The organism is Stenotrophomonas maltophilia group sp. Smal12, from assembly GCF_037079935.1.
GTDB classification, from domain to species: domain Bacteria; phylum Pseudomonadota; class Gammaproteobacteria; order Xanthomonadales; family Xanthomonadaceae; genus Stenotrophomonas; species Stenotrophomonas sepilia.
On record NZ_JBAWUK010000003.1, the window covers coordinates 113734 to 139075 of the forward strand.

Consider the following 25342-nt stretch of genomic DNA (forward strand, 5'->3'; position numbering starts at 1 on the left):
ATCAGTGCCTTGCGTTGGCGGACTTGCGGCGGCGCACCTGGGTGACGCGGGCGGCCAGCAGCGCGAACACGATCACGCCGACCAGCAGCAGCAACCAGACCATGTGCCGTTCCCACTTCGATTGCGGGTTGCCGTCCTGCGCGACACGCGTGCCATAGGGATCCTGGCGGTCGAATTCGCGCACGGCGTCACTGCCGTCGAGCACGGCCAGGTCGCCCTTCAGCAGCCGGAACGGTGCGCCGAACGACGGTGCCTGTGCGCCCAGGTCGCTGTACAGCACGCCCAGCTGGCCGCCGGAGGTGCCCACCTGCACCACGGCGGCGCGATCCAGGCCGCTGACATCCAGCAACGGCGGCGACGTGCCACCGATCCGCAGGTGGCCGTCCTTCAGGCCGGCCACATCAACCCCGGCCGGCGCCACGGCGAAGGCCAGCCACGGCGCACCCGGGCTGACGGCGGCACCGGCGTCGACCACCTTCAATTCCGACGCTTCCGGCGAGGCGCCCACTGCACTGGCCACGGCGATGAGCTTGACCAGCGAGGCCGGCGCGTCCTGCAGCCACGCGTCGGGCACGAACACCTGGTTACCGCGTGACAGCTGGCTGCTGGCTGCTGGCACCGACGAAATCATTGCCCAGCGATCGCTTGGCCAGGGTCAGATGGCTGCTGGGCAGGATCGAGACCGGATAGCCCGTGGCCGGATCGTGGCAGTAGGGACGCGCCGGCTGGCGCAGGAAGCTGACACGGATCTCGTTGCGTGCCGACAGCGCGTAGGCCGGCACCTTGGCCACCAAGCGTTGCGGCTGGCCGTTGGCCGACAGCACCTTGCCGCCCAGCAGGTAATCGTTGAGGTAGATCGTGGCAACCGCGCCCTGCCCGGCCGCGTTGGGGGCCGCCGAGACATCGATCACCACCTGCTCGGGCAGGCGGCCATCGGCCGACAGTGCGCCGAGGTCGAAGCTGGCGCTGCGGTCGGCGCGGGTCACCACATCCATGGTGCCGGCGATGTTGCCGAGCCGGCTCAGCAGCACCTGGTCACCGTCCAGTCTGGGCGTGCCCGCTGCGCTGACCTGCAGGCTGCGGCCCAGTGCATAGCTGCGCCACTGCTCGGCGAGCAGCCCGGCGACCTTGCCCGCCGCCGCCGGATCGACCACCAGCGTCGGACGCCCGGCAACGGCCACCACGGCGACCGAGGCAGTGGCTGCGGGCTTTTCCAGGCCCGCCATGCCACCCGCGCGCCACGCGGCGAACGCGCTGCCTGCATCCGCACCGGCTGCGCCGACCTGCGCGCCCAGCGCATCCAGCGCCGCGCGCACGCCGGCGCGCAGTGCATCGCTGCCGATCATCACATCGGCGGCCAACGGCCCGCTGTCGCGCAATGACAGCAGCGCGCCGACTTCGGCCAGGTCCCTGATCGCATGCGCGCGCTCACCCGTGGCCAGCGCGGCGTAGGCCGGCACGCCCTGCAGGCTGGCCGGGATGCTGATACCGGCCAGGTCGACGCTGTCACCGACCGCGGGCAGGGCCACCACCTGCACCTGCTTGCCGCCGGCCTGCAACGCGGTACCGATGCGCCAGGCCGCATCGTAGGCCGGTGCCTGCAGCGCCTTGCCATCCACCAGCAGACGCACCCGCGGTGGCAGCGCCCCCCAGGCCTTGGCCACGGTATCCACGGCGCGGCCGTCGAAGCGGTAGCTGAAACGCGAGTCCGGCGACAGCCGCAGCACGTTGGCCGGCGCGCTCTGGTCGGCGCACTGGTAATCGGACACGATCGACCACCAGCCGACGCCGACGCGCACGAAGCCGCTCTGGCGGGGTTCGCCGTCGATGGCCAGCAACTGGCTGGCATCGCCCTGCGCATCGGTGATCGAACGCGCCGCGATCGGGTCGCCATCGACCGACCACAATCCCGAGGTACGCCCGGCGTGGCCGCGTACATAGCGCCCATCCAGCTGCAGCTGCGCGTCGCGGGTGGCGACTCCGGCCGGCACCGGCAGGTAGACCTCGCGCTGGCTTTCCTGCCCACTCAGCACCAGTGGCTGGCGGAAACCGAGTTCGCGCAGGGTCATCTGCCGGTTCACCGTACTGTCGCCGCTCCATTCGGCGAACTGGCCGGCGACAGTGTCAGCGGCATGGGCAGTACCGACCACGCCCGACAGGACGAACGCAGCGGCGGAGGCAAACAGGGGGGAGCGGCCGGTCGGGGTCATGGCGTCACTTCATGCGGAAGGGGCTGGGCGGCACCGCCACTGCGGAGACCGGGCGTGAACTCGGGAAGGGGCATGCCGCGCAGCGCGGCGACGATACGCGCGCTGGCGCGGCCATCACCATAGGGACTGGCATCGGGGTCGAAGCGGGTCGGCTGCGGTGGCTGGGCCAGTGCCGCATTGACGCCCGCGACGATGCGCGAGGGCGTGGTGCCGACCAGCGTCACCACACCGGCCTCGACCGCCTCGGGGCGCTCGGTGACGTCGCGCATCACCAGCACCGGCTTGGCCAGGGCCGGCGCTTCCTCCTGCACGCCACCGGAGTCGGTGAGGATGACGTCGGCGCGCTGCATCAGGCGCACGAAGCGCAGGTAATCCTGCGGCGGCACCAGGTGCACGTTGTCGAGCGTGCCGAGGTGGGCATTGACCGGTCCCTGCACGTTCGGATTGAGGTGCACCGGGTACAGCACCTGCAGGTCCGGCCGCCGGGCCAGTTCGGCCAGCGCACGGCAGATGTCCTCGAAGCCCTGGCCGAAGCTCTCGCGGCGATGGCCGGTGACCAGCAGCAGGCGGCGCCCGGGGTCGAGCATGTGGAAGGGTTCGTCGGCCCGGGCACGCAGTGCCGGATCAGCATCCAGGCGCTGCACGGTCTGCTGCGGGGCATCGATGACGGTGTTGCCGGTGACCAGGACCTGCCCCCCCAGGTGTTCACGGGCCAGGTTGGCACGCGAGCCCGGGGTGGGCGCATACAGCTGCTGGGCGACCACATCGATCACCCGCCGGTTCATCTCCTCCGGCCAGGGCCGGTGGATGTCGCCGGTGCGCAGGCCGGCCTCGACATGGCCGATCGGGATGCGGTGGTGGAACGCGGCCAGGGCGGCGGTCATCGCCGTGGTGGTATCGCCGTGCACCAGCACGTAGTCGGGGCGGACCTGCGTGTAGAGCGCATCGAGCCGCTCGAGCAGCCGGGCGCACAGGCCATTGAGGGTCTGGTTGGGCACCATGACGTCGAGGTCATGGTCGGCGGTGATCTCGAACAGCGACATCACCTGGTCGAGCATCGCGCGGTGCTGGCCGGTAATGCAGACCACAGATTCGATGTCCGCAGCCTGGGCCAGGGCGCGCACCAGCGGCCCCATCTTGATCGCTTCCGGTCGGGTGCCGAACACCGACAGGACCTTCACCGGGGTGCTCCGGAAGGACGGTGCTGGAGAATGCCAGGAGCTGTAGCCACGTCTGGATCCTTTCGGCGTTACCGTCCAATGCCCGCAGGCAGGAGACGGTCACCTCATGAGGAAACTCCAAAATCGCGACGTACATCACATTCGATTGATGGTACGTGCGTCGTGGCACTGATCTTCATCGTTGGAAGATCAAGACGCAGTCAACGCCGCCCGTGAACCGGGCGACGTTGCGGCGGAACGCAGCAGGGACAGCCGCCGGGGCGGCCTTACTCGTACTGGATGGTGAACGTGGCCTGGCCGTTTGCGACACCAGCACCGACCGTGCCGGCCTGGGTCTGCACGTAGCGCGCGCGCAGCGGCAGCGCCATGACGCTGGTCCCCGGCGCCGTGGTGCCGACGTTGATGGTCTGGCCGAAGCGCACTTCGCGCTCGGTGGTGCCATCGCGCTGGACCATCTGGATGCCGATGCGGGTCGCGCTGTTGGCAGCCGCGCTGAGCTTCAGCACGCCCGGCATGTTCGAGCTGTCCTGGTCGGCATCGAGGCGGATGCCGATCTTGCTCTGGTAGGCGGCGACATTGCTGCCCTGGCAGTTCAGCCGGATCTCGAAATCGCGGTCGACGGCCCTGGAACCGACACCGGTGAAGGTGGTGTTGGGCACGCTGCCGAAGTCGACGGCGATGTTGCGGCTGCCGGCCTGCACTTCGCAGGTCGGGCTGACCACGGTGGTGCCCGAGCCCTTGAAGGTGGAGGTCAGCACCGGTCGGGCGGCGCCATCACCGTCGAAGTAATACGTGGTGAAGCGACCGTTCGGTGCGATCACGCCCGAGCCGGTCTGTGCCGCAGTCTTGATCAGCTGGATGCGGAACGTGCCTCCGACCAGCGAGATGGTGCTGTTGCTGGCGAAGTTGATGGTGTGCGGATAGTAGGTCTGGATCGCGCCGGAGTCGCGGTACAGGCGGATGCCCACGCCCGCCACATCGGTTTCATAGACGTTCGAGAACCCGGCCACCGGACGCTTCTGCGCGGCATTGACGTACTCACCGATCGAACGCCCGCCGGACCAGTCGCAGCGCGCCACGCTGTTCTGCTGGTTGATCGGCTCGCTGATCTCCTTGATCACGCCGCCGACCGGCGTGCTGGGCAGGATCACGATCTGCCCCATGTCCATGGTTACGTCCTGGGCCACGAACCAGCTGTTCTGGATGCGGCACGATGCACTGGCCTGCTGCGCCAGCAGCACGCCCCCCATCACGGTCAAGGCGGCCAGCAGCGTGCGGCCACGGGAAGAAATCATCGGCATGCTGCCTCCAGCGGGATGAAGCCGGTCTTGGACGCATCGGCGCCCGCCGGAACCTGGTAATCGATGGTGCAGCGCTGCTCGGCACCGGCGCCCCACTCCACCAGCAGGCGGCCCTGGTTCTTTTCACTGCGCACGTACAGGCGACCGCCCTGGCTGACCATGCCCACCGGCTGGCCCTGCTCGTCCTTGACCTGCGCACCGAACGGCATGCTGCGGCCATCCGGGTTGCGTACCTGGATCAGCAGCGCGTTGCCCTTGCGGGTATCGAAGCGCAGGTAGCTGATGGCGCCGGCAAACGGTGCGATCGACTGGCTGGTGCTTTCCAGTTCGACGTCGTGGGCCATGCCCTGCGGGTCGAGGGTGACGGTGTTGAGGCGGTACGGCGACACGTACGGCACCACCGCATAGCCGCGGCCATCGACGCGCAGGCCCGGGGCATTGCTGACGATCGCATCGCGCGCGCCCGGTGCTTCGACCAGCACCATGGTGTCGCCCCGCTGCGGGGTGAAGGTGAAGCCACCCGGATGCACGACCACGCTGCCGTTGGCACCGACCGACGCCTGGCGGAAATCACGCGAGTGGCTGTAGGTGGCGTTCAACGCGGAGTAGCGGCTGCGGTACTCGGCATTGCCGACCGCGGTGGTGCCACCCTCGCGGGAATCGGACAGGGCCACGCCGTAGCTGAAGTTGTTGTCGACGCCGGCCGAACCGGTGATGCCGACGCGGCTGTTGTCGTAGCCACCACGATCGCGCATGCCCAGATCGGCGCTGAACGACACCGGGTGGGTACCCCGGCCCAGCGGCACGCTCATCGACAGCAGGTACTGGGTATCGGAACGGCCGAGCACGCCCTCTTCGGTGCGCAGCGCCGAGAAGCCGTAGTTCACCGAACGCCAGGCGTTGTTGTAGCCCACCTGGTACTGCTTGGAGGTGCCGGAACGGTCGTAGAAGTCACGCACCGAACCGGTCACGTACAGCGCACCGCCACGGCGGCCGAGCGGCTGGTTCAGGGTGACCTGGAACTGGCTGCGCTGGCGGCCACGGGTGGTCGGATCGATGCCGCGCGCGTCCGAATCACGGCCATACAGGGCGTCCTGCAGGCTGTAGAAGCCTTCGGTCGAGTACCGGTAGGCGGCCAGGGTCAGGTTGGTGCCGGTCTCGCCGATCATGTTGCTGTAGCTCAGCCGCACGCTGGCGCCGGTGTGGCTGCCGTAGTGGTCGAACGAGGTACGCGCATGGGTGACGTCGGCAGCGAACGCGCCGACCCGGGTCGACAGGCCGACACCGTACAGCAGCGACAGGTAGCCATCGCTCAGCGCGCTGCCGCCGTACAGGGTCAACTGGTTGCCGATGCCGCGCTGGTAGGTGCCCTGCACCAGCCAGGGTTCGTCGGCCAGCAGCTTGTTGCGCACCTGGCCGGCGGTCAGCGAGTAGCGCGACACGCCCTCACGCAGCATCTGCGGCACCGAGCCGAACGGCACCTTGAATTCACGGCGGCGGCCATCGGCCTCGATCACGCTCACTTCCAGGTCACCGCCGTAGCCGGTCGGGTACAGGTCGTCGATGACGAAGCTGCCCGGCGAGACGGTGGAGGAGTAGATCAGCTGCTGGTTCTGGCGCACTTCGATGCGCGCATTGGTCTCGGCGATGCCGCGCACCACCGGCGCGTAGCCGCGCAGCGAATCGGGCAGCATGCGGTCGTCGCTGGCCAGGCTGGCACCGCGGTAGCCGATCGAGTCGAACAGCTCGCCCGTGGTGTAGGCCTCACCGATGGTGAGCATGCCGCGCACCTGCGGGATGCCGCGCTGTGCGTAGGTGGCGATGCTCTGCCAATGGCGGCCGTCACCCTCGGACCAGGTCAGGTTGGAATCGTGGCGGAACTGCCAGCCGCCCAGGTTCAGGCCGGCATTGAGGCCGAGATAGGCACTGCGGTTGCGCTGGCCACCTTCGACGCGGCTGTTGCTGTCGATGGCATTGAAGCTGTAGCCGACGAAGCCGGCATTGATGCCGCGGTCCCACAGCGCCGGGTTGACGTAGCCGCGCGCCTCACGGCGCAGGAACACCTGCGGAATGCTGAGGTCGTAGCGCAGGTTGCCGCTGTCATAGACACCGTAGGCATTGGCCATGCGCTGCTGCACCGGCACGCAGCTGGTGGTGTCGGTCGGCAGCGTCGGGTCCTGCTGCAGCAGCACGGCCTCGCTGTCCACGCCCATTTCTTCCAGCATCGGCAGCGGCAGGCAGGCGTCCACGCGCCCCTGTGCGTCGGCCTTGAACTGAAGGTCGCGGCGGCCCTGCCAGGCGCCGTTGACGTAGACGTCGACGCGGTAATTGCCGGCCACCATCGGGTTGCCGTTGCTGAAGGCGGCCAGGTCGACCTGCTTGGCCTGGCCGGACAGGAAGCTGGAATTGAACTGGGCCGATTCCGGTGCACGCGCAGTGGCCGCACCGCTCTGCGCCATCAGCGCCTGTTCGCCGAGATTGGCCGGTGCCGCCAACGCCCATCCTGGGCAGGCCGCGCCAACAACCAACAGGCAAAGCGCCTGATGGATCGACAATGTCAATCTGTTTCCGATCACACTGACATTCCTTCAGTTCGCCGCACGGCGGCGGTGGCGGGATGCGCAGGCCCATGGCCGGCGCGGCGCGTTCAGCCCCCGGTGCTGTCGAGGCGGACGGTGTGCTCGACCCGGCCGCCGTAATCATTGATGGTGATGAAGCGCACCTGCTGCGTGCCCGCCGGTGCGGCGAACTCCAGGCTCTGCTTCGGCGCGACCATCGCGCCCTTGTCCTCGACCGCCTTTTCACTGCTGCCGGTCACGGCATGGACTTCGGCCAGGGTGACGTGGAAGGGGCTCGGGTTGTCCACCCGCAGGCGGTCGCCGGCGCGGGTCCAGCGCAGCGCTGCCGGTGCGTCGTTGGCGACGCCCTTCAGGCCCTGCGGCCGGTAGAAAAGCTTCAGTCGCGAACGGAACGCGACCTGCAGGTAATTCTGGTCGCCGCTGTCGGCGTTGTCCGGCGACGGCGGTACGTCCAGCACGTTGAGCCAGAACACGGTCTCGCGATCGGTCGGCAGCTGCGCGCCGGAGAAGATCAGGCGCAGCGCCTGGCTGCGGCCCGGTTCGACGCGCGCGATCGGCGGCGTCAGCACGAACGGGGCATCACTGGTGTCGGCGGTCTGGTTGGCGTCGCCACTGTCGATCCAGGCCTGGACCAGCGCGGGCGAGTCGCCCACGTTGTCCACCTGCACGGTGACTTCGCGCGCCTGTGCCGGGTAGATCACCCGCGTGCCATTGACCACCACGCCGGCCAGTGCGTTCTGGCAGAAGGGCAGCGTGAACGCTGCCAGCAGCAGCGCCCGGGGAAAGAGTGCTTTCATCGGAAGTACTACGCTCGAGGGGTGTGGCCAGGGGCCGCGGAACACCGGCCGGCGCGAACGCCGGCCAGTGCGGGCACGACTGCGATCAGTTGTAGATGATCGTGTACTTGACGCTGCTGGTGACGTCGCCCGGGGTGGCGGCGGCAGTGGCGTAGTACTCAGCGTAGTAGTTCAGGTCGGCCGAGCCGTCGGTGCCGACGGTGACCCACTGCGAGTTGGTCTGGGCCAGGCCAGCGCCAGCAGCCTTGATCGGCAGGAACTGGTTGTTCGAGCCCAGCAGCTGCAGCTGCACGTTGGTGGCGGCGTTGGCCGACGCCTGGTTGACCAGACGGCCGCTGTTGAAGTCAACGGTCGAACCCGGCTCGAAGTAGGTGGCGACGTTGCCGGCGCTGCACTTGGTCAGGTTGATGGCGAACGGGGTACGGCCCGCAACGGCACCGGCGGTGGCCAGGGTGTTCTTGGACACGGTCGGCAGGGTCACGGCGAAGTCCTTGCCGCCCGGGGTCGAGATGGTGCAGGTCTTGTCGGTCACCTTGCCATTGAAGGTGATGGTGCCGTCGGCGGCGTTGGCGGCCAGCGGAGCGGCGGCCAGCATCAGAGCGGCAATGAGGTTGATCTTGTGCATTCGCTTTTACCTAACCCTACTGAAGAGATGAGAAGTAGAGGAGGAAGCAAGGAGCACTGCCGGGCTAACAAGACCCATCCTTGCGTCTCACCTGTGGCCGGACTCGGACGTACCTCTCCCTGAATCCGTGACGCAAGTATATGCACAACTGTGATGAAAGTCTCATTATTTTTCTGAACGTCGATTTATTGACGCCCCAACTGTGACGTGATATGCGAAATCTCGTCCCTGGGCGCGCGGGAGAATTGACGCAGCCATGGGCGGGTCACAAGCGACCGTAGATGACGCAATGGCTGACGCGTTCGGCATGCGCGAAAACAGGCTTTTTCATGCGGAAATCGCTTTGTTTGATGCGCATCACTCTTTCTTGGTGATGGCCCTAGCAGATTCGGAATCGTCCTATTAAAGGCTGATCGAACCTGTCGCTAACTAGGACACACCGAACCAGAGAACGTGTCATGAGGAACTCCATTCTGCTGTGCGTGGCCCTGATGTCCGTCAGTGCGCTGGCCCAGGCCAGCAGTGGCAGCATCCGTTTCAGCGGCCGCATCGCCGAGCCGGGCTGCACGACGAACCTGTCCCAGGGTGAGCTGAGCCTGGCCGCGTGCCCGCCATCGGCCAAGGGCTCGACGGTGGCCGTGACGGCGCTGGCCGACGGCCAGGCCGCGACGCTGCGCGATGGCAAGCGCCAGGGCCAGAAGCTGTCGGTGTCGGCCAGCGCGATGCGCGCCGGCGATATCGCCTTCTCCGAGCGTTACAGCGTGCAGGCCGCCAAGCAGCAGCCGCTGCAGGGCGCCTACCTGGTGGTGGTCGACTACCTGTAAGCGCCGTTGAGGGCCGGCGGCGTTACGCCGGCTGAGGCAGCTCGAAAACCTGGCGCAGGTAGGCCAGGTAACCCGGGTCGTCGCACATGCTCTTGCCCGGCGAATCGCTGAGCTTGGCCACCGGCTGGCCATTGCAGCGGACCATCTTGATGACGATGTTGAGCGGCGTCGGCCCCAGATCATTGGTCAGGTGCGTGCCGACGCCGAACGCGACCTGGCAGCGCCCGCGGAAGTAATCGTACAGGCGCATCACCTTGGCAATGTCCAGCCCGTCGCTGAACACCAGCACCTTGCTGCGCGGATCAACCCGGCGCTGCTGGAAGTGCGCCAGCATGCGGTCGCCCCAGTCGAACGGATCGCCGGAGTCGTGGCGCACGCCGTCGAACAGCTTGCAGAAATACATGTCGAAATCGCGCAGGAACGCGTCCAGGCCCACCACGTCGGACAGCGCGATGCCGAGGTCGCCACGGTATTCGCGCGCCCACGATTCCAGCGCCGCCACCTGCGAATCCCGCAGGCGCGGGCCCAGTGCCTGGAACGCCTGCAGGTACTCGTGCGCCATGGTGCCGTGCGGGGTCATGCCGTACAGGCGGGCGAAGTGCACGTTGCTGGTGCCGACCAGCTGCGGGCCGAGGGCGTCGCGCAGCAGCGGCAGCAGGCGCGCATGCCAGTCACGCGAGTAGCGGCGGCGGCTGCCATAGTCGGCAATGCGGCACTGCTCGAAGCCGGGGGTATCGCGCAGCAGTGCGGCCTTGGCCTGCAGGCGGCGCTCACCTTCGGCGAAGTCGGCCGTGGTGGTGTTGCGGAACCACACTTCGTTGATGATCGCCAGCAGCGGCACTTCGAACAGGATGGTGTGCAGCCACGGGCCGGTGATGTCCAGCTCGATCTCGCCAGGCACGGCCGTCGACGCGCGCAGGTGGATGTACTTGCGGTCCAGATGGAACAGGCCGAGGAAATCGGCGAAGTCCGGCTTCACGAAGCGCAGGCCGCGCATGTAGTCCAGTTCCGCGTCGCTGAAACGCAGGCTGCACAGGTGGTCGATTTCTTCGTCGATCTGGTCGATGTAACGGGCCAGGTCGATGCCGGGGGTGCGGCACTTGAACCGGTACTGCACCTGGGCGCCGGGGTGCTGGTGGAGCACCGCCTGCATCATGGTGAATTTGTACAGGTCGGTGTCGAGCAGGGACTGGATGATAGGCATGGGGCGGATTATGCGCCCGGCGGAGTGAACCGTGGGCGCGCCCGCCTTCCGTAGGGCCGAGCCACGCTCGGCTGGAGCGTTGCCTGAGCCGCGCGTGGGCCCGGTGCTACAGCGACCTGCGCAGCAGGCGCGGCACCAGCATCAGCGCGTGTGCCCAGATCGCGGCCCACACCGCAGCCCGCACCGGCAGCGGACGCTGCCCGGCTTCGAACTTCTGGAAATAGCGCCACAGCCCCCTGTGCTTGTGCCACTCCACGAAGAACGGTCGCGAGCGGCTGGAGACACCGCGCACATGGGTAACCTGCAGATCATTGGCGATGGCCACCACCGCACCGGCCTGGCGTGCGCGCCGGCACAGGTCCAGGTCCTCGGCATGCAGCCGGTAGCCCGCGTCCCAGCCGCCGATACGGTCGAACAGCGCGCGCGGCATCATCAACAGCGCGCCGGACAGTGCCGGCACCCGCTGCAGTGCCTGGTGCGGGTCGCGCGCCACCGCCAGCTTCGAGCCCTTGCCGGGCGAGCGCAGCATCATCAGGAAATCCGGATCGCGGCGACGCACCGCCTCGTCGGCATGACCCTGCTCGTCCACCTGTTCGACGCCCAGCAGGCAGTCACCCAGCGCTTCGGCCCGGCGGCGCAGCTCGGCCAGCGTGCCCGGCTCGACCATCAGGTCCGGGTTGATGAAGGCCAGCCACGGGCTGTGCGAGTCGGCCACGCCCTGGTTGTTGGCGGCGGCGAAGCCGGGATTGTCCGGGTTGCCGACGAAGCGTACGCGGGCATCGTGGCTGGCATGGCGCTGCACGATGTCCAGGGTGCCATCCAGCGAACCATTGTCGATCACCCGGATCTCGGCCACCTCCTCTGCCTGGCGCAGCCGCGAGAGGCAGGCATCGATGGTGCTGCCACTCTGGTAGGTGACGACGATGGCGGCAATGGCTGCATTCAAACGGGGAACTCCTACGCGGACGGAACGAACAGGTCGCCCTGTTCCCGCGGCATTATCGCCTGCCGCATGCGCTGCTGCAGGTCGGCACGCAGCCCGTGCAGCGGATCATGCATCAGGAAGTCGGCCAGGCGCGGCACCCAGGCCGGCCAGCGCGCCGCCAGCGCTTCCAGATCACCGTCGCGGCTGACCGCCTCCCCTGCCCGGCTGACGAAGGCGGTCTCGCACAACACATTGCGCCACCCCAGGCCAGCCATGCGCAGGCTGAGATCGACCAGCGCGGCATTCCAGCCCGCATAGCTCTCCACGTCCAGGCCACCGGCACGACGGCGCGCGTTGCCGCGCACCAGCACCGCATGGGTGACTGCAGAAGGCAGTTCCGGATGCAGCGTCGGCAGCGTGGCGCAGGTCTGCGCAAGCACCGCAGGGTCATGGGGTTCGGGATTGATCTCGCCCAGCCGTGGCCACGCCGCAGTCTCGCCGGCGTTGCACCAGGGCGTCGCGGTGGCGATGGAGGCATCGCGGGCGAAGGCGTCCTGCAGCTGCTGCAGCCATCCCGGCGCGGGCACGCTGTCCGGTGCGAGCACGGCCACGTCCAGGCCATCGCAGGCGCGCAGCATTTCGTCCAGATGGGCAACTTCGCCCAGTGGCCGCGCGCGCCGGGTGTATTCGGCCTGCAACGGCGTATGTGCCAACCAGTGTTCGACCACGGCCTGCGCACGCGGCCCGGTCTGCGCATCATCGGCCAGCCAGACCGCGGTGCCCGGCGCCGTGCCGGCATCCAGCGCGGCCAGGCAGCGGTCGAGCGCGGCATCGTCCACGCACAGCGGCAACAACACGATCGCCCCCATCCCGCCTCCGTGGTTGTCGGTGGCCACAGCGTAGCACCGGGCGGGTATCGGCCGGGTTGCACCCGCAGCCCGGCCGTAAACCCCTTACTTCTTCGCGCGCGGCTGGTTCAGCGGCTCCATCGCACGGAAGCGCTTGCTGTACTCGTCGGTCAGGTTGCGCGACTCCTGGTTGTTGCGGACGATGGTCGGCGTCAGCAGCACGATCACTTCCGAACGACGGCTGGTGCGCGTCTTCTGCCCAAACAGCGCACCGACCACCGGAATCCTGCTCAGGCCCGGAATGCCGCTGCTGCCATCGGTGGCCGAGTCGGTGATCAGGCCCGCCAGCATGATGGTGTCGCCACTCTGCACCGCTGCTTCGGTGGACAGCTTCTTGGTCGAGATGCGCGGGTTGCAGTTGCGCTCGGTGGGGTTGCAGCTGTCGGGCACGTCCGAGGCGCTGCTGACTTCCTGCACGATGTCCAGGAACACGGTGCCGTCGCGGGTCACGCGCGGGCGCACCTTGAGGATCACGCCGGTGTCGATGTACTGCACCGAGCTGTAGGTGCTGGTGCCCACGCCGGTGTTCACCGTGGTGGTGTTGATCGGCACCTTGTCGCCCACGTTGAGCGTGGCCTCGGCGTTGTTGCGCACGAACACCGACGGCGTCTGCAGCAGGCGCAGGTCGGTCACCTTGTCCAGCGCACTGACCACCGCGGCCGCGTTGTGGCCGGTGAAGGCCCAGCCGACGCCGTCGTTGCCGGTGACGCCGCCGGCGAAGGTGTTCCACGAACCACCTGCAGCCGGCGGCAGGGTCAGGCCCGCCAGGGCTCCGGTGAGCGCGCGACCGGCCACGGCATTGTCGAAGAACCAGTTCACGCCGTACTTCAGGTCGCCGGTCAGCGCGACTTCGGCCACCTGCGCCTCGATGTGCACCTGCAGCGGCATCACGTCCAGCTTCTCGATCACCTCGCGGATCGAGCGCCAGGCCTGCGGGCTGGACCGCACCAGCAGGGTGTTGGTTTCCTCCACCGCCGATACGCCGACGCGGTCACCTTCCACCTCCAGGCTGACGCTGACGTTGCCGGGCTGGCGCTGCGGCAGGTTCAGGCTGCCATTGCCGCTGCCGCCGCTGCCACTGGTACCGCCCAGCGTCGAGCCCAGGGTGCTGCTGGTGGTATCCATGCCACGATCGCCGTCACTGCCCAGCTGCGACGGGATCGCCCCCGGCGCGAGCGAGGCCGGGCTGGAACCGCCCCGGTTGCCACTGCTGGCAAAGGCCTCGCTGAGGCGCTCGGCCAGGTCGCGCGCCTTGATGTAACGCAGTTCGTAGGAGAACAGGCGGGCACTGCCGCCGGCGGTGTCGATGCGGTCCAGCCACTGCTGGATCTGGTCCAGGTAGCGCACCTGCGGGGTGATCACCAGCACGGCGTTGGCGTTCTCCAGCGGCAGGAAGCGGAACATGCCGGCGCTGGGGGTCTTGCTCTCTTCACCAAACACCTTTTCCAGGTCGGCAGCGACCTGCTCGGCCTTGCCCGACTGGATCGGGAACACGCCCACCGACATGCCCGACAACCAGTCGACATCGAAGATCTCGACGGTGCGCAGGTAGTTTTCCAGCTCGGCGCGGGTACCGCCGAGGGTGATCACGTTGCGCCCGCTGTCGACGTTGACGATGGCGTTGGGGCGCGCATACGGCTCCAGCACCTTCTTCATCTCGGCGGCGGAAATGAACTGCAGCGGGACCACGCGCACCTCGAAGCCGCGCGCGCTGGCGGCCGGCGCGGTGCTCGGTGCCACCGTGCCGGCCAGGGCCTGGTCGGCGGCGACGATGTTGTAGCGCCCGCCGCTGTAGACCATGCGCGCGTTGTTCCAGCCCAGCACCATCTCCAGCAGGTTCAGCGCCTGCGCCGGCGAGACCGGCTTGGGCGTGGCCAGGGTGACCGTGCCCTGCACGCCCGGTGCGATCACGTAGTTCTGGCCCAGCATGTCGCCGAGGATGGCCTTGACCACCGCATGCAGGGATTCGCCTTCGAAGTTGAAGGTGGCCTCGCCGGTGCTGGCGCCATGCAGCGCCGGTGCCGGGGCGCGCGCGGCCTCACGGTTGATCATCGTGCCGGTGCCACGGCGGATCACCGCCTGCGGCGCGCCCTGGCTCTCGCGGGCGGCATCGGCGACGCCATCGGCCGCCTGACCGGCGCCGGCGCTGGGCGACAGGTTGCCGTTGCGCTGCACGTGCGGCGCGGACACCGTACTGCAGCCGACCAGCAGCGCGAGGGCAAAGGACCAGGGAAGAAAACGCAGGTTCATGCATTCACTCTATCGGTTGGTGCCATCGCCCGGGGGTGGCGACGGTTGTTGCTGCTGTTGCTGCAGCTGGCGACGGCGGGCCTGGATGCGTTCGCGGATGGCCTGCATCTGCGCTTCGCTGGGCCCGTTGGTGTTGGCCGGTGGCGTGTTCGTGGGTGCGGCCGCCGCGGCGGCGGCAGCGGCATTGCCGCTACCGCGCTGTGCACTGACCCCCGGTGCAGCGACCGTCGCTGCGGGGGGCTGCACCGGTGGCGGTGCCCCGCTGCCCGGCGCTGGCGGCACCGCGCCATTGGCACCCCGCAGCACGGTCGGCGGCTCTCCGCCCTGGCCGTTGAACACCGCCAGTTCAAGGACCTGGTTGCCACCGGGGCCGATCACGGTCGCCTGCCGCGGCTGCAGCGCCACCAGCTGCCAGCCGTCCACGGCTTCGCCGTTGAGGCGCAGCCGCAGCGAGCGGTTCTGCTCGGTGGTGAAGGTGGCCATGCCGAAGTCGCCGGTCAACAGCACGCCGGTCAGGCGCAGCGCGGCACTGGCCGCCGGTTCGCTGCCACCCAGCAGGTACGGGCGCGGCCTGCGGTCTTCGGCGAACAGCGGGCGCTCGGCGATTGCGCTGTAGCTGTCGGCGCTGGCCATGCGCTCGGCCGCCAGCGGCGGCAATGATGGCAGCGCAGGCGCGGCGTCGGCATCACCGCCGGCACCGGGCAGATGGCTGCCCAGCCCGAAGCCGGTGGCCAGCCAGACGGCGGCGGCCCAACCGGCCAATGCCAGCAGGAAGCCGGTGCGCAGGCTGATCTGTTCACGTTTCATCGGCCACCTCCTGCCCTTCGGACGGGGCGGCCGGCGGCGGCGCAGGGGTCGCCTCCGCCGGCGAAGGCAGCACTGCGGGCGCTGCGGCAGGCGTTGTCGCCGCGCCGTCGGCGGCGGCGCCCGGCAGCAGGTAGCCGGCCAGCTCGAACGACACGTCCAGGCCCAGCCCCGATTCATTCGGCGATTGCTGGAAACGCTGCGCGATCAGGTTGAGGTTGTCGACGAACAGGCGTGGGCTGCCGGTTTCAAGGCTGTGCAGCACGGTGGCCAGTTCGGCCACGCCGCAGCGCAGCCGCACCTGCATCGCGACACGCACGAACTCGGCATCGCGGCGGTTGTCGGCCAGCGGCGTGCGGTTGCTGATGGTGCAGCTACGGTTGCCCGGGCTGGCCATCGCCACGGCATCCTGCAGGCGGGCACCCAGTGCGGCGGCAGCGGCTTCGGCCGTGGCTTCGCGCAGGAAGCCCGGCCGCTGCTGCAATGCCTCGCGGGTGGCACGCAGGCGCTGTTCGATCTGCGGCCGCTGCTGCAGCTGCGCCTGCACGCGCGCCTCGCGCTCGCGCAGCGCGGCGACATCGGCATCGATCGCACGCAGCGGCTGTGTGAACCATGGGTGCACCAGCAACAGATACGCCACGCCGAGCACGGCCAGCAGCAGTGCCAGCGCCAGCCAGCGGTCACGGCGTGCGCTTGGCATCGGCATCGGCCGCCTCCGGGCTCGGTGCCGCGGCCGGCAAGGGCTGCAGCTCGGCGGTCATGGTGAAGCGGTCACGGCCACTGGCGGCGCCATCGGCCTGCAGCACCCCGGTCAGGTTGACCTTGCGCCACTGCGGTGCATCCTGCAGCAGCTGCACCAGCTGCGATGCCTCGCGGCTCAGGCCGATCAGCTGCAGGTTGTTGTTCTCGATCGCCAGCTTTTCCAGATAGGTGCCTTCCGGCAGGCGCCGGGTCAGTTCATTCCAGATTTCCACGGTACCGGCGCGCTGGCTGCTCTGTTTCTCCAGGAACGCGGCACCATCGATCAGCGCCTGCAGCTGCGCGCGTTCGCTGGCCACGCCACGCGCACTGCGCGCGCTGCGCTCGACCTGCTCACGCAGCGCGTCGGCGGCAGCCCGGCGGTTGTCCAGCAGCTGCACTGCTGCCAGCACCAGCATCACCGCTGCCGCTACCGCCAGCAGCAGGTTCCAGCGCCGCATCGGGTCCGGACGCACCTGGCGCTGCGCGGGCGGCAGCAGGTTCACCTGCAGCACGTTGCCCTGTACATCGATGGCATCGACACCGGCCAGTGCGTCGGCCCACGAGCCCACCCCAGTGCGCCATGCGTCCAGCTGCCGCAAGGGCCACGCCACCAGTTCGACCTGCAGCTGGCCTTCGCCGGCCGCGCCCAGTTCACGCACGTCATAGCTGACCTGGGACGCTTCGAACGGCGTCTGCCGGTCGATCTCGAAACCGACCACCGCGCGCAGGCGATCGGCCGCGGCGGCGGGCAGGCGCAGGGTACGCCGCAGGACGTCCGTCGCCGGCAGCAGCCACACCCGCGGCAGAGTACGCAGGCGGGGCTCCAGCACGCGGTCCAGGTCCGCCGGCGACAGCGGCCACGGCAGGCGCGCCACCGCTTCGCGTCGCTCACCGGCCTCGCGCCAGACCTGCAGCTCGCCCCCCTGCTGCTGCAACAGCAGGCGTGCCTGGCCCCAGCCCAGCGCCCATTGCCAGCGCACCGGCACCCAGGCCAGCAGCGACTGACGCCACCAGCGCAGGAAACGGCCCGCGCCCGGGCCGATCCGGCCCTGCACCTGCCGCAGACTGTCCTGCCACGCCGTCATCTTGCTGTCATTCCCTGCTCCCAGCGAAGCACTGTGTAAGTCCGCCCGGGAACCCCACCCGAGCCACTGCGTACCACTGCCTGCACCACCGACCTGCGTCCACTGCTGTCGATGGCACTGGACTCGATACTATAGGTGCCGCTGCTGCTGGCAAGCGTTGTCGTACCGCCAGCGGAATCTGCATCACGCTCCTGCTGTGCGCGCTGCGCCATCACACTGTCCGCATCCAGGCCCAGCGCGGTCAGCACCGGTGCGCTGGCGAACTGCGGATCCGGGCGTGCCTGGCGGCTGTACAGGGTCAGGTGCGGCAGCATCGCCCGGTACAGCGGGCCGCGCATGCCCAGCACCCGCTGCAGCTCGCCCAGGGTCTCGAAGCGCTTGTTGCGGGGGCCGTAGGGCAATCCGGCTGCGGCGTAGTCCGGCGCTTCGGCGCCACCGCCCGGTTGCAGCAGGCTGTCCTCGTCGCGCCAGTCGATGATCGCCCCGGCCAGCTGCCGGGCCTGTGCATCATCTTCGCCCAGCGCCTTGAGGAAGGCGGTCAGCAGCGCCGCATCGGCCAGATTCAGGTTGATCTTGCCGCTCTCGTCCAGCACCTTGATCTCGATGCTGGCGTCGTCGAACTGCCAGCGGTAGGTACGGCCATCGGCACGCCAGGGCGCGCGTTGCGGATCGGCCGACAGCCGCAGCAGGGCATATTCAAGGCCGGCGCGCGCACGCTCCTCCCCGCGTGCGTCGTCATCCAGCACGCGCTGCTGCAGGTGTTCGACCCGTGCGCTCAGCGCGAATGCACCGACCAGCGCCGTCATCAACGCGATCAACCACAGCACCAGCACCAGTGCCGCCCCGCCCTGCCGGCTCATCGTGCGCCTCCACTGCCACCGGCACGCAGCGCCACCACCAGCGGCGGCCACGGCGTGCCGCGGTTCGGCACGATCTGGATTTCCACCAGCATCGGCAGGCGGCGGGTGTCATCCCAGCGCGGCAGCCAGTCGGTCACCTGCCCGGTGCTGACATCGATGCCGCGGTAGCGCAGCTGCACCGACTTCAGGTTCTGCGCCAGCACCTCCGGCGGGCGCGGCGGATTCTCGGCGATGCGCTCGCCCTCCTGCAGCAGCACCAGGTCCAGCAGCAGGCGCTGTTGGCCACCGCGTCCGTCCACCTGCAGCGCGTGCAGGTAGGGTCCGCCACGGCCGAGGTAGCCCGGCAGGTCGGCGGCGAACAACATGCGTTGCTCTTCGCCCTGGAAGAAAACCGGTTCGCGGGTGGGGTCCGGGGCTTCCAGCGGAGTGCGCAGCGCGCCCGCCAGCTGCCTGCGCAGCAACGACTCGACCGCGCGCATGCGTTCGCTCTCGGCGGCGATCTGCTCGCCGCGCTGGCTGACCGCCATCGCCGAGCGCACGCTGGCAAAGGCCAATGCCAGGCCGCCAGCCAGCAGCACCGTCGCCAGCATCACTTCGACCAGGGTGAAGCCCGCGGCGCGCTGCTTCATCGCGCGTTCTCCAGGTCGGGCGGCAACAGGCGCAGGCTGCGCCAGTGCAGTTGTTCGCGCTCGCTGTCGCCCCAGCGCACCTGCAGCTGCAGCTCGGCCAGCCATGGGGTCCCCGGTGACGTGGCCTGCACGACGTTGCCGGCGCGTGGTTCGACCCACGGCTGGACCTGCAGCTCCCAGTGATAGCGCCCCTGTTCCCAGTCCCCCTGCTGGCTGCCCACCTGCAACGGCGTGTCGACGCCGGCCTGGGCCAGCAGTGACTGTGCATGCAGCACCGCGCGCGTGCGCAGTTCGGCGTCACGCACCTGTTTCGCGCCACCGGACAGGCTGCCCAGCAGCAGGGTCAGCGCCAGGCCCAGCAGGGCGAAGGCGATGATCACTTCCAGCAGGGTGAAGCCACGCGCGCGCCGCTTCATGGCGCCCGCCAGGGCCCGGAGCGGACCTCGCCGGTGAGCCAGCCGACGTCGATGCGCCACTCGGCGCCGTCGCGCTGCAACCGGATGCGGCCGCCGCTGGAGCCGCCATCGGGATGGAACTCGATCACGCCCTGCCCCGGTGCCGTGGCCAGCTGCGCGGCACCTTCGAACTGCACCTGCAGTTGTGCCGGCACCTCGCCCTGGCGCTGGTTGGCTCCCTCCCAGCGCCGCCGCGCCGGCTCGATCACGAAGCGCTGCGGCTCACCACGGGAAATCGCCTGCGCGCGCACCATGCGCAGCTGGTTGGCGATGTCCTTCCCGGCGCCGCGCAGCTGCATGCCGGCGAACCCTCGTGACAGGCCGGCAGCGGTGATCAGGCCGATCGCCGCGATCAGCGCGATCACCAGCAGCATCTCCAGCAGCGACAGGCCCGCCGCGCGCCTGCCGGGCAGGCGCGGGTGCGGCACCCGGCGCGGCAGGAAAGGCGTCATGCGCGGTTACGGCTGGTAGCGGATATCGGCGTCGACGCTGCTGCCACCGGCCTTGCCATCCTTGCCCAGGCTGACCAGCTCGTACGGCTGGCCTTCGCCGGGCGCGCGGTATTCCAGCGCGTGGCCCCACGGATCATTCAGGTCGGCCGGCTTGGCGTACGGGCCGAGCCAGCCGCCGACGCCGGCCGGCGCGGTCACCAGGTCATTGAGCGTGCCGGGCAGCTTGCCGGTGTCGATCTGGTAGTTGTCGATCTTGGAGGCGACGGTCTGCACCTGCGCCTTGGCGATGTTGGCCTTGCCACGGTCGGCACCGCCCAGCACGCGGCTGGCAACCAGGGTCAGCACCGCGCCGATCAGCACGATGACGATGATGATCTCCAGCAGGCTCATGCCCGACTGGTTGCGCGCGGCGGCGAAGGAAAGGCGGATCGGTCGGCGACTGGCAATCATGGACGGTCCTTTCAGTTGCGGAGTGTCAGGGTTGCGGAGCGTGCCATCGTCAACCGATGGCATTGGTCAGGTCATACAGCGGCACCAGCACGGCCACGATCACCGCACCGACCACCGAGGCCAGCACCAGGGTGATCGCCGGCACCATCGCCGCCAGCATGCGGTCGATGCGCCGGGCGCTGTCCTGTTCGAAGGTATCGGCGGCTTTCAGCAGCATGGTATCGAGCGCGCCGGATTCCTCGCCGACCTGGATCATCTGCAGCGCCAGGCGCGGGAACCGCTTGCCGCGCGACAGCGCCAGCGACAGGCCGGCACCGTTCTTCACTTCATCGGCGGCCGTTTCGACGTCGGCGGCCAGCGCACGGTTGCCCAGCACGTTGCGCGCGATGCCCAGCGCACCCAGCAGCGGCACGCCATTGCGCAGCAGTGTGCCCAGCGTGCGCGCCAGCCGGGCGGTTTCCAGCTCGCCGATGAGGCGGCCGATGCCACGCCGCTGCAGCAGCCAGCCATCCAGCGCCAGACGGAACGCCGGTTGCCGCGCCTTGCGCTCGAAGAACAGCACCAGCACGCCGGGCACCACTAGAAGCAGCACCCACCAGTCGCGCACGAACAGGCCCAGCTGCAGCACTGCGTTGGTGAACCACGGCAGCGCCACGTCCAGGCTTTCGTACATCTGCGCGAACTGCGGCACCACGTAGCCGAGCAGGAACAACAGCGCGCCACCGACAACCACCAGCAGGATCGCCGGATAGACCAGTGCGTTGATGACCTTGCCCTGCAGCGCACGGCTGCGCTCGAGGTAGTCGGCCAGGCGCTGCAGGGTTTCATGCAGGCTGCCACCGGCCTCGCCGGCACGCACCATGTTGACGTACAGGCGCGAGAACAGCCCATGCTGGCGTTCCAGCGCGGTGGACAGGGGCGCGCCGCCGCGCACCACGTCGCGGATGTCGGTGATCGCGCGGCGTGACCGTTCGTCCTCGGGCAACCCCAGCAGGATCGACAGCGCGCGATCCAGTGGCTGGCCGGCACCGAGCAGGGTCGCCAGCTGCTGGGTGAACTGCAGCAATGCGGCACCCTGCAGCGGGCGCTGCTGCAGCAGGTTGCGCCAGCTGCTGCCGCCGATCGCGCCGGCGTCGGCCAGCTGCGTCTCCATCGGCAGGTGGCCCTGGTCCTGCAGGCGCGCGATCAGCTCGGCCTCGCTGGCCGCTTCCATCTGCCCGTCGAAGACCTCGCCATGCGGGTTGAGCGCCTTGTAGCGATAGTTCGGCATGTCAGCCCCGGCGTCCTGCGCGCATCAGCTTTCCTCGGTCACGCGCAGCACTTCCTCGATGGTGGTCTGCCCGCTCAGCGCCTTGGACAGGCCATCTTCGTACATCGTGCGCATGCCGGCCTCGCGGGCGATGCGTTCGATCTCGCCCATGCCATCGCGACGCATCACCGCACGGCGAAGCGCATCGTTCATCACCAGGAATTCCATGATGGTGGTACGCCCCAGATAGCCGGTCGGCGCCAGCGCAGACGGCTTGGGGCGGTACAGATGGATCGGCCCTTGCGGCTGCAGGCGGCGCAGTTCGAACCGTTCGATCTCCTCCGGCGAGGCTGCGTAGCGCTCGGCGTGGGTGGGCTCCAGCCGGCGTACCAGGCGCTGGGCCAGGATGCCGTTGATGGTGGAGGTGAGCAGGTAGTCTTCCACGCCCATGTCGAGCAGCCGGGTGATGCCACCGGCCGCATTGTTGGTGTGCAGGGTCGACAGCACCAGGTGACCGGTCAGTGCCGACTGGATCGCAATGCGCGCGGTTTCCAGGTCGCGCATTTCACCGATCATGATGATGTCCGGATCCTGGCGGACGATGCTGCGCAGCGCATTGGCGAAGTCCAGGCCGATCTGCGGCTTGGCCTGGATCTGGTTGATGCCCTCGATCTGGTACTCGACCGGGTCTTCGACCGTGATGATCTTGACGTCGGCAGTGTTGAGCTGGCTCAGCGCGGTGTACAGCGTGGTGGTCTTGCCCGAACCGGTCGGGCCGGTCACCAGCAGGATGCCATGCGGCTGTTCCAGCACTTTGCGGAACTGCGGCAGGAAGGCGTCGGTGAAACCCAGCCGATGGAAATCGAACACCACTGTCTCGCGGTCGAGCAGTCGCATCACCACGCTTTCGCCGTGCGCGGTCGGCACGGTGCTCACGCGCAGGTCCAGTTCCTTGCCCTGCACGCGCAGCATGATGCGGCCGCCCTGCGGCAGGCGCCGTTCGGCGATGTTGAGCCGGGCCATGATCTTGATGCGGCTGATCACCGCGGCAGTGAGGTTGGCCGGCGGGCTTTCGCCCTCCACCAGCACGCCATCGACGCGGTAGCGGACCTTCAGCCGGCTCTCGAACGGTTCGACATGGATGTCCGAGGCGCGCAGCTCCACCGCACGCTGGATCACCAGGTTGACCAGGCGGATCACCGGCGCTTCCGACGCAAGATCGCGCAGGTGCTCGATATCGTCGACGGCACCGCCCTCGCCATCGGCGGTTTCCACGATCGCCCCCATCGCGCTGCGGCCCTGGCCGAACCAGCGCTCGACCAGATCATCGATCTCCGCGCGCATGCCCAGCACCGGCGTCACCGGGACCCCCAGCGCCAGCTGCACGGCCTGCTGCGGATAGGCGTCATGGGCATCGGCCAGCCACAGCCGCACCCCGTGTTCATCCAGTTCCAGCGGGCACACGTGGAACTGCTTGAGGAAACGCAGCGACAGCGGCAGCCCCTCGGCCAGCGCCTGCGGCGGCGCTTCAGGCACCTGCTTGCCCTCCAGCAGCGGCAGGCCCAGCACTTCGGCGCTGGCCAGCGCCTGGTCGCGTTCAGACACCAGGCCCAGCCGCACCAGCAGGCCCAGCAGGCTGCCGCCGGCCTCGGCATGCAGCGGCCGCGCGCGCGCCAGGTCGCCTTCCTTGAGCCGGCCGCGTGCCAGCAGCGCATCGAGGATGCGGCCTTCGGCGTCGTCGGTAACGGGTGCAGCGAGCGCGTTCACATGACTCTCCTGTCAATCGGCCCGACTTTAGCAGTTAAGCCGTGATTTCCGCTGCCCCGCGGCCACCTTTCGTAAAAAGACGAAGCCCGTCACACAGGGTGACGGGCGTCGGCCGTTCAACTACGACAACGGGTGCTTACTGCGTGGCGAGAATGCTCACGCCGTTGTATGCCGCTTCGCCCACCACCTTGATGTAGTAGGTGCCCGCGACCGGCTTGTTCACCCGCACCGTTTCGGACGTGCCAGGGCGGGTCGACTTGGCGTCGTTGTCGCTGGCACTCGGCTCGCGTCCCTGGGCGATGTAGACCGAGACGTTGCCGGTACCGCCGTAGGTGATCACGCTGAGCTGCTTGCCGGCGGCCGCCTCGAAGCTGTACAGGCGGCTGCTGCCGGCCGCACCGTTCAGGCCCCCCACGGCGGCCTTGTTGGTGAGCGGCGTCGCCACCGGCCCGCAGTTCTCGGTGCACGGCTCTTCCAGCGCCTTGGCCAATGCCGCCTTGGCATCAACAATGCCGGTACCGATCGGGGTGGCAGCCGGGATGCTGACCGGGAAGGGACGCGCGGTCTCCTTCAGCAGCGTGCGCATCGCCGCCGGGGCCAGCGGATCCTTGCCCTTGGCGATCAGCGCGCTCTGCACCAGCGCAGCGACCGCTGCCACGTGCGGCGACGCCATCGACGTGCCGCCCATGCCCATGTAGCTGTAGCTGCCCGACTGCGGGGTGGTGGCCGCATCCGAACCGGACTGCCAGATGTAGCCACCCGGGTTGCCGTCCACGCTGCCACCGCCGCCGGGGCCGGACAGGTCCACGCGCGTGCCGTAGTTGGAGTAGTAGGTGATGCCGCCGGTGATACGGGTGGCGCCCACGGTCACCACGCCATCGCAGCTGGCCGGACGGTACTTGGATGCGTTGTCGGTCTCGTTGCCGGCGGCCACCACCACGGTGGTGCCGCGTGAGATCGCGCCGTTGATCGCGTCCTGGTAGGTCCCGTCACAGCTGCCGCTGCCGCCGAGGCTCATGTTGATGATCTCGGCCGGGTTGGCATTGGCGGGCACGCCCGCCACGGTGCCGCCGGACGCCCAGGTGATGGCGTCGGCGATATCGGAGAGGTAGCCACCGCACTTGCCGAGCACGCGGACCGGCAGCACCTTGGCCTTGTGCGCGACACCGGCCATGCCGACGCCGTTGTTGGTCTGCTCGGCCACGGTGCCGGCCACATGGGTACCGTGCCAGGAACTGTCCTCGGCGACCGAGCCGGTGTAGCACTCGTTGTCGTTCTCGACCCAGTCGCCATAGTCCTGCGCGCCCGGCACGCGATCGTTGGTGGCACGGCGCGACGTCTCGGCATCGCTGATGAAGTCGTAGCCTTCCAGCAGGTTGCCGACCAGGTCCGGGTGCTGCGGCAGGATGCCGGTGTCGAGCACGGCCACCACCACGCCCTCGCCCTGCGATACATCCCACGCGGACGGTGCGTTGATGCCACCGGTGGCGTTGTGCAGGTGCCACTGGTACTGCTGGTAGTACGGATCGTTCGGTGCCAGCGCCGGCTGCACGTCACCGGCACGCAGCTCGGTGCGGCGCAGCTTCACGTCGGCTTCGGCGTACTGCACGGCCGGGTCGGCCTTCAGTTCCTTCAGCACGCGCTGCAGTTCCGCAGGCGCCAGGCGCCCCTGCAGGCGGATCAGGTCGGCACCGACGCCGAGCCTGCGCACGACCTGCGGGCCAAGCGTGCTGGCGCGGGCGGTGCCACCGGACAGGCTGGCGCGGGTCAGCGCGGACTGCACGGTGGACAGCTTGGCCGAACGGTCGCCCGCCGCAGCGGTGCCAGCACGGTACTTGACGATGATGCGCTCGGCGCCCGGCTCGGCGGTGCTGGCCTGGCGCACCGGTTCACGGGTCGGCAACCCGGCGGCGTGGACGGCACCCACCGCGGTCATCGACAGCACGGCGGCGGCAAGCACATTGATGCGAAGGTTCTGCTTCTTGATCACGTCGAATTCCTCTTCTGGGTCATGGATCGAACCAACACTGCGGCCATCATTCCTTG

The 25342-nt window shown here is 68.8% G+C and carries 21 protein-coding genes and 1 pseudogene; 1 reads left to right on the forward strand and 21 read right to left on the reverse strand.

What is annotated here, in order from left to right; genetic code table 11:
* Nucleotide 1: 1 nt before the first annotated feature.
* From WDC87_RS02560 to WDC87_RS02585, 6 genes and pseudogenes are all read right to left on the reverse strand, one after another.
* Nucleotides 2–2210 (reverse strand): annotated as a pseudogene (locus WDC87_RS02560) (hypothetical protein).
* Entirely contained in the window at nt 2207–3391 is a 1185-nt protein-coding gene (wecB, locus tag WDC87_RS02565; RefSeq protein WP_164082669.1) for a UDP-N-acetylglucosamine 2-epimerase (non-hydrolyzing), read from the reverse strand. Before wecB ends, WDC87_RS02560 begins: the two are co-directional and overlap by 4 nt.
* A 266-nt stretch (nt 3392–3657) precedes the next feature.
* Complete coding sequence (locus WDC87_RS02570) at nt 3658–4692, reverse strand: fimbrial protein (RefSeq protein WP_164082670.1); 1035 nt, start codon at nt 4690–4692, stop codon at nt 3658–3660.
* The gene (locus tag WDC87_RS02575) at nt 4683–7247 is read right to left on the reverse strand and encodes a fimbria/pilus outer membrane usher protein (protein WP_053462136.1); all 2565 of its coding nucleotides are present in this window, start codon (nt 7245–7247) and stop codon (nt 4683–4685) included. The genes WDC87_RS02570 and WDC87_RS02575 overlap by 10 nt, the downstream gene beginning before the upstream one ends.
* A gap of 92 nt (nt 7248–7339) precedes the next feature.
* Nucleotides 7340–8068 (reverse strand): molecular chaperone, encoded by a 729-nt coding sequence (locus WDC87_RS02580; protein WP_049468303.1) that lies wholly within the window; start codon nt 8066–8068, stop codon nt 7340–7342.
* An 85-nt stretch (nt 8069–8153) separates the two neighbouring features.
* Complete coding sequence (locus WDC87_RS02585; protein ID WP_005415238.1) at nt 8154–8693, reverse strand: fimbrial protein; 540 nt, start codon at nt 8691–8693, stop codon at nt 8154–8156.
* A 458-nt stretch (nt 8694–9151) separates the two neighbouring features.
* On the opposite strand from WDC87_RS02585, the gene WDC87_RS02590 reads away from it, so the two are divergent.
* The gene (locus WDC87_RS02590; RefSeq protein WP_049468305.1) at nt 9152–9517 is read left to right on the forward strand and encodes a hypothetical protein; all 366 of its coding nucleotides are present in this window, start codon (nt 9152–9154) and stop codon (nt 9515–9517) included.
* Between the two features lie 22 nt (nt 9518–9539).
* Here the strand turns inward: WDC87_RS02590 and pncB are convergent, their stop codons facing one another.
* The 15 genes from pncB to WDC87_RS02665 form a co-directional block, all read right to left on the reverse strand.
* Nucleotides 9540–10721, reverse strand: a complete 1182-nt coding sequence (gene pncB, locus WDC87_RS02595) for a nicotinate phosphoribosyltransferase (protein ID WP_164082671.1) — start codon at nt 10719–10721, stop codon at nt 9540–9542.
* Between the two features lie 106 nt (nt 10722–10827).
* Nucleotides 10828–11667 (reverse strand): glycosyltransferase family 2 protein, encoded by an 840-nt coding sequence (locus WDC87_RS02600; protein ID WP_164082672.1) that lies wholly within the window; start codon nt 11665–11667, stop codon nt 10828–10830.
* An 11-nt stretch (nt 11668–11678) separates the two neighbouring features.
* Complete coding sequence (locus WDC87_RS02605) at nt 11679–12515, reverse strand: glycosyltransferase (protein ID WP_053462133.1); 837 nt, start codon at nt 12513–12515, stop codon at nt 11679–11681.
* A gap of 84 nt (nt 12516–12599) precedes the next feature.
* On the reverse strand, nt 12600–14804 hold the full coding sequence (gene gspD, locus WDC87_RS02610) for a type II secretion system secretin GspD (RefSeq protein ID WP_164082673.1): 2205 nt from the start codon (nt 14802–14804) through the stop codon (nt 12600–12602).
* 9 nt (nt 14805–14813) lie between these two features.
* Complete coding sequence (locus tag WDC87_RS02615; RefSeq protein ID WP_164082674.1) at nt 14814–15611, reverse strand: general secretion pathway protein GspN; 798 nt, start codon at nt 15609–15611, stop codon at nt 14814–14816.
* Complete coding sequence (gene gspM, locus WDC87_RS02620) at nt 15601–16308, reverse strand: type II secretion system protein GspM (RefSeq protein ID WP_238585492.1); 708 nt, start codon at nt 16306–16308, stop codon at nt 15601–15603. The genes WDC87_RS02615 and gspM overlap by 11 nt, the downstream gene beginning before the upstream one ends.
* Nucleotides 16289–17434 (reverse strand): PilN domain-containing protein, encoded by a 1146-nt coding sequence (locus WDC87_RS02625; protein ID WP_164082675.1) that lies wholly within the window; start codon nt 17432–17434, stop codon nt 16289–16291. Before WDC87_RS02625 ends, gspM begins: the two co-directional genes overlap by 20 nt.
* Nucleotides 17431–18294 (reverse strand): general secretion pathway protein GspK, encoded by an 864-nt coding sequence (locus WDC87_RS02630; protein WP_164082676.1) that lies wholly within the window; start codon nt 18292–18294, stop codon nt 17431–17433. Before WDC87_RS02630 ends, WDC87_RS02625 begins: the two co-directional genes overlap by 4 nt.
* A complete protein-coding gene (locus WDC87_RS02635) occupies nt 18291–18923 on the reverse strand; it encodes a type II secretion system protein J (RefSeq protein WP_164082677.1) in 633 nt (210 codons plus the stop codon). The genes WDC87_RS02630 and WDC87_RS02635 overlap by 4 nt, the downstream gene beginning before the upstream one ends.
* A complete protein-coding gene (locus tag WDC87_RS02640; protein WP_049464286.1) occupies nt 18920–19339 on the reverse strand; it encodes a prepilin-type N-terminal cleavage/methylation domain-containing protein in 420 nt (139 codons plus the stop codon). Before WDC87_RS02640 ends, WDC87_RS02635 begins: the two co-directional genes overlap by 4 nt.
* Nucleotides 19336–19830, reverse strand: coding sequence for a GspH/FimT family pseudopilin (locus WDC87_RS02645; protein WP_049464284.1), 495 nt, complete (start codon nt 19828–19830; stop codon nt 19336–19338). The genes WDC87_RS02640 and WDC87_RS02645 overlap by 4 nt, the downstream gene beginning before the upstream one ends.
* A gap of 6 nt (nt 19831–19836) precedes the next feature.
* Complete coding sequence (gene gspG / locus WDC87_RS02650) at nt 19837–20280, reverse strand: type II secretion system major pseudopilin GspG (RefSeq protein WP_049464282.1); 444 nt, start codon at nt 20278–20280, stop codon at nt 19837–19839.
* 49 nt (nt 20281–20329) lie between these two features.
* The gene (locus WDC87_RS02655) at nt 20330–21550 is read right to left on the reverse strand and encodes a type II secretion system F family protein (protein ID WP_032956504.1); all 1221 of its coding nucleotides are present in this window, start codon (nt 21548–21550) and stop codon (nt 20330–20332) included.
* A 24-nt stretch (nt 21551–21574) separates the two neighbouring features.
* Nucleotides 21575–23296 carry a type II secretion system ATPase GspE gene (gene gspE, locus WDC87_RS02660; protein WP_164082678.1) on the reverse strand — a complete coding sequence of 574 codons (1722 nt, stop codon included), beginning with the start codon at nt 23294–23296 and terminating at the stop codon, nt 21575–21577.
* A gap of 136 nt (nt 23297–23432) precedes the next feature.
* Nucleotides 23433–25286 carry a S8 family peptidase gene (locus tag WDC87_RS02665; RefSeq protein WP_049464278.1) on the reverse strand — a complete coding sequence of 618 codons (1854 nt, stop codon included), beginning with the start codon at nt 25284–25286 and terminating at the stop codon, nt 23433–23435.
* Between the last annotated feature and the right edge of the window lie 56 nt (nt 25287–25342).

Excerpts from the sequence above, each read along its gene's own strand:
- WDC87_RS02570 (WP_164082670.1), bottom strand. The coding sequence starts at position 4,692 with ATGCCGATGATTTCTTCCCGTGGCCGCACGCTGCTGGCCGCCTTGACC.
- WDC87_RS02580 (WP_049468303.1), bottom strand. The coding sequence starts at position 8,068 with ATGAAAGCACTCTTTCCCCGGGCGCTGCTGCTGGCAGCGTTCACGCTG.
- WDC87_RS02585 (WP_005415238.1), bottom strand. The coding sequence starts at position 8,693 with ATGCACAAGATCAACCTCATTGCCGCTCTGATGCTGGCCGCCGCTCCG.
- WDC87_RS02590 (WP_049468305.1), top strand. The coding sequence starts at position 9,152 with ATGAGGAACTCCATTCTGCTGTGCGTGGCCCTGATGTCCGTCAGTGCG.
- pncB (WP_164082671.1), bottom strand. The coding sequence starts at position 10,721 with ATGCCTATCATCCAGTCCCTGCTCGACACCGACCTGTACAAATTCACC.
- WDC87_RS02605 (WP_053462133.1), bottom strand. The coding sequence starts at position 12,515 with ATGGGGGCGATCGTGTTGTTGCCGCTGTGCGTGGACGATGCCGCGCTC.
- gspD (WP_164082673.1), bottom strand. The coding sequence starts at position 14,804 with ATGAACCTGCGTTTTCTTCCCTGGTCCTTTGCCCTCGCGCTGCTGGTC.
- WDC87_RS02615 (WP_164082674.1), bottom strand. The coding sequence starts at position 15,611 with ATGAAACGTGAACAGATCAGCCTGCGCACCGGCTTCCTGCTGGCATTG.
- gspM (WP_238585492.1), bottom strand. The coding sequence starts at position 16,308 with ATGCCAAGCGCACGCCGTGACCGCTGGCTGGCGCTGGCACTGCTGCTG.
- WDC87_RS02625 (WP_164082675.1), bottom strand. The coding sequence starts at position 17,434 with ATGACGGCGTGGCAGGACAGTCTGCGGCAGGTGCAGGGCCGGATCGGC.
- WDC87_RS02630 (WP_164082676.1), bottom strand. The coding sequence starts at position 18,294 with ATGAGCCGGCAGGGCGGGGCGGCACTGGTGCTGGTGCTGTGGTTGATC.
- WDC87_RS02635 (WP_164082677.1), bottom strand. The coding sequence starts at position 18,923 with ATGAAGCAGCGCGCCGCGGGCTTCACCCTGGTCGAAGTGATGCTGGCG.
- WDC87_RS02640 (WP_049464286.1), bottom strand. The coding sequence starts at position 19,339 with ATGAAGCGGCGCGCGCGTGGCTTCACCCTGCTGGAAGTGATCATCGCC.
- WDC87_RS02645 (WP_049464284.1), bottom strand. The coding sequence starts at position 19,830 with ATGACGCCTTTCCTGCCGCGCCGGGTGCCGCACCCGCGCCTGCCCGGC.
- gspG (WP_049464282.1), bottom strand. The coding sequence starts at position 20,280 with ATGATTGCCAGTCGCCGACCGATCCGCCTTTCCTTCGCCGCCGCGCGC.
- WDC87_RS02655 (WP_032956504.1), bottom strand. The coding sequence starts at position 21,550 with ATGCCGAACTATCGCTACAAGGCGCTCAACCCGCATGGCGAGGTCTTC.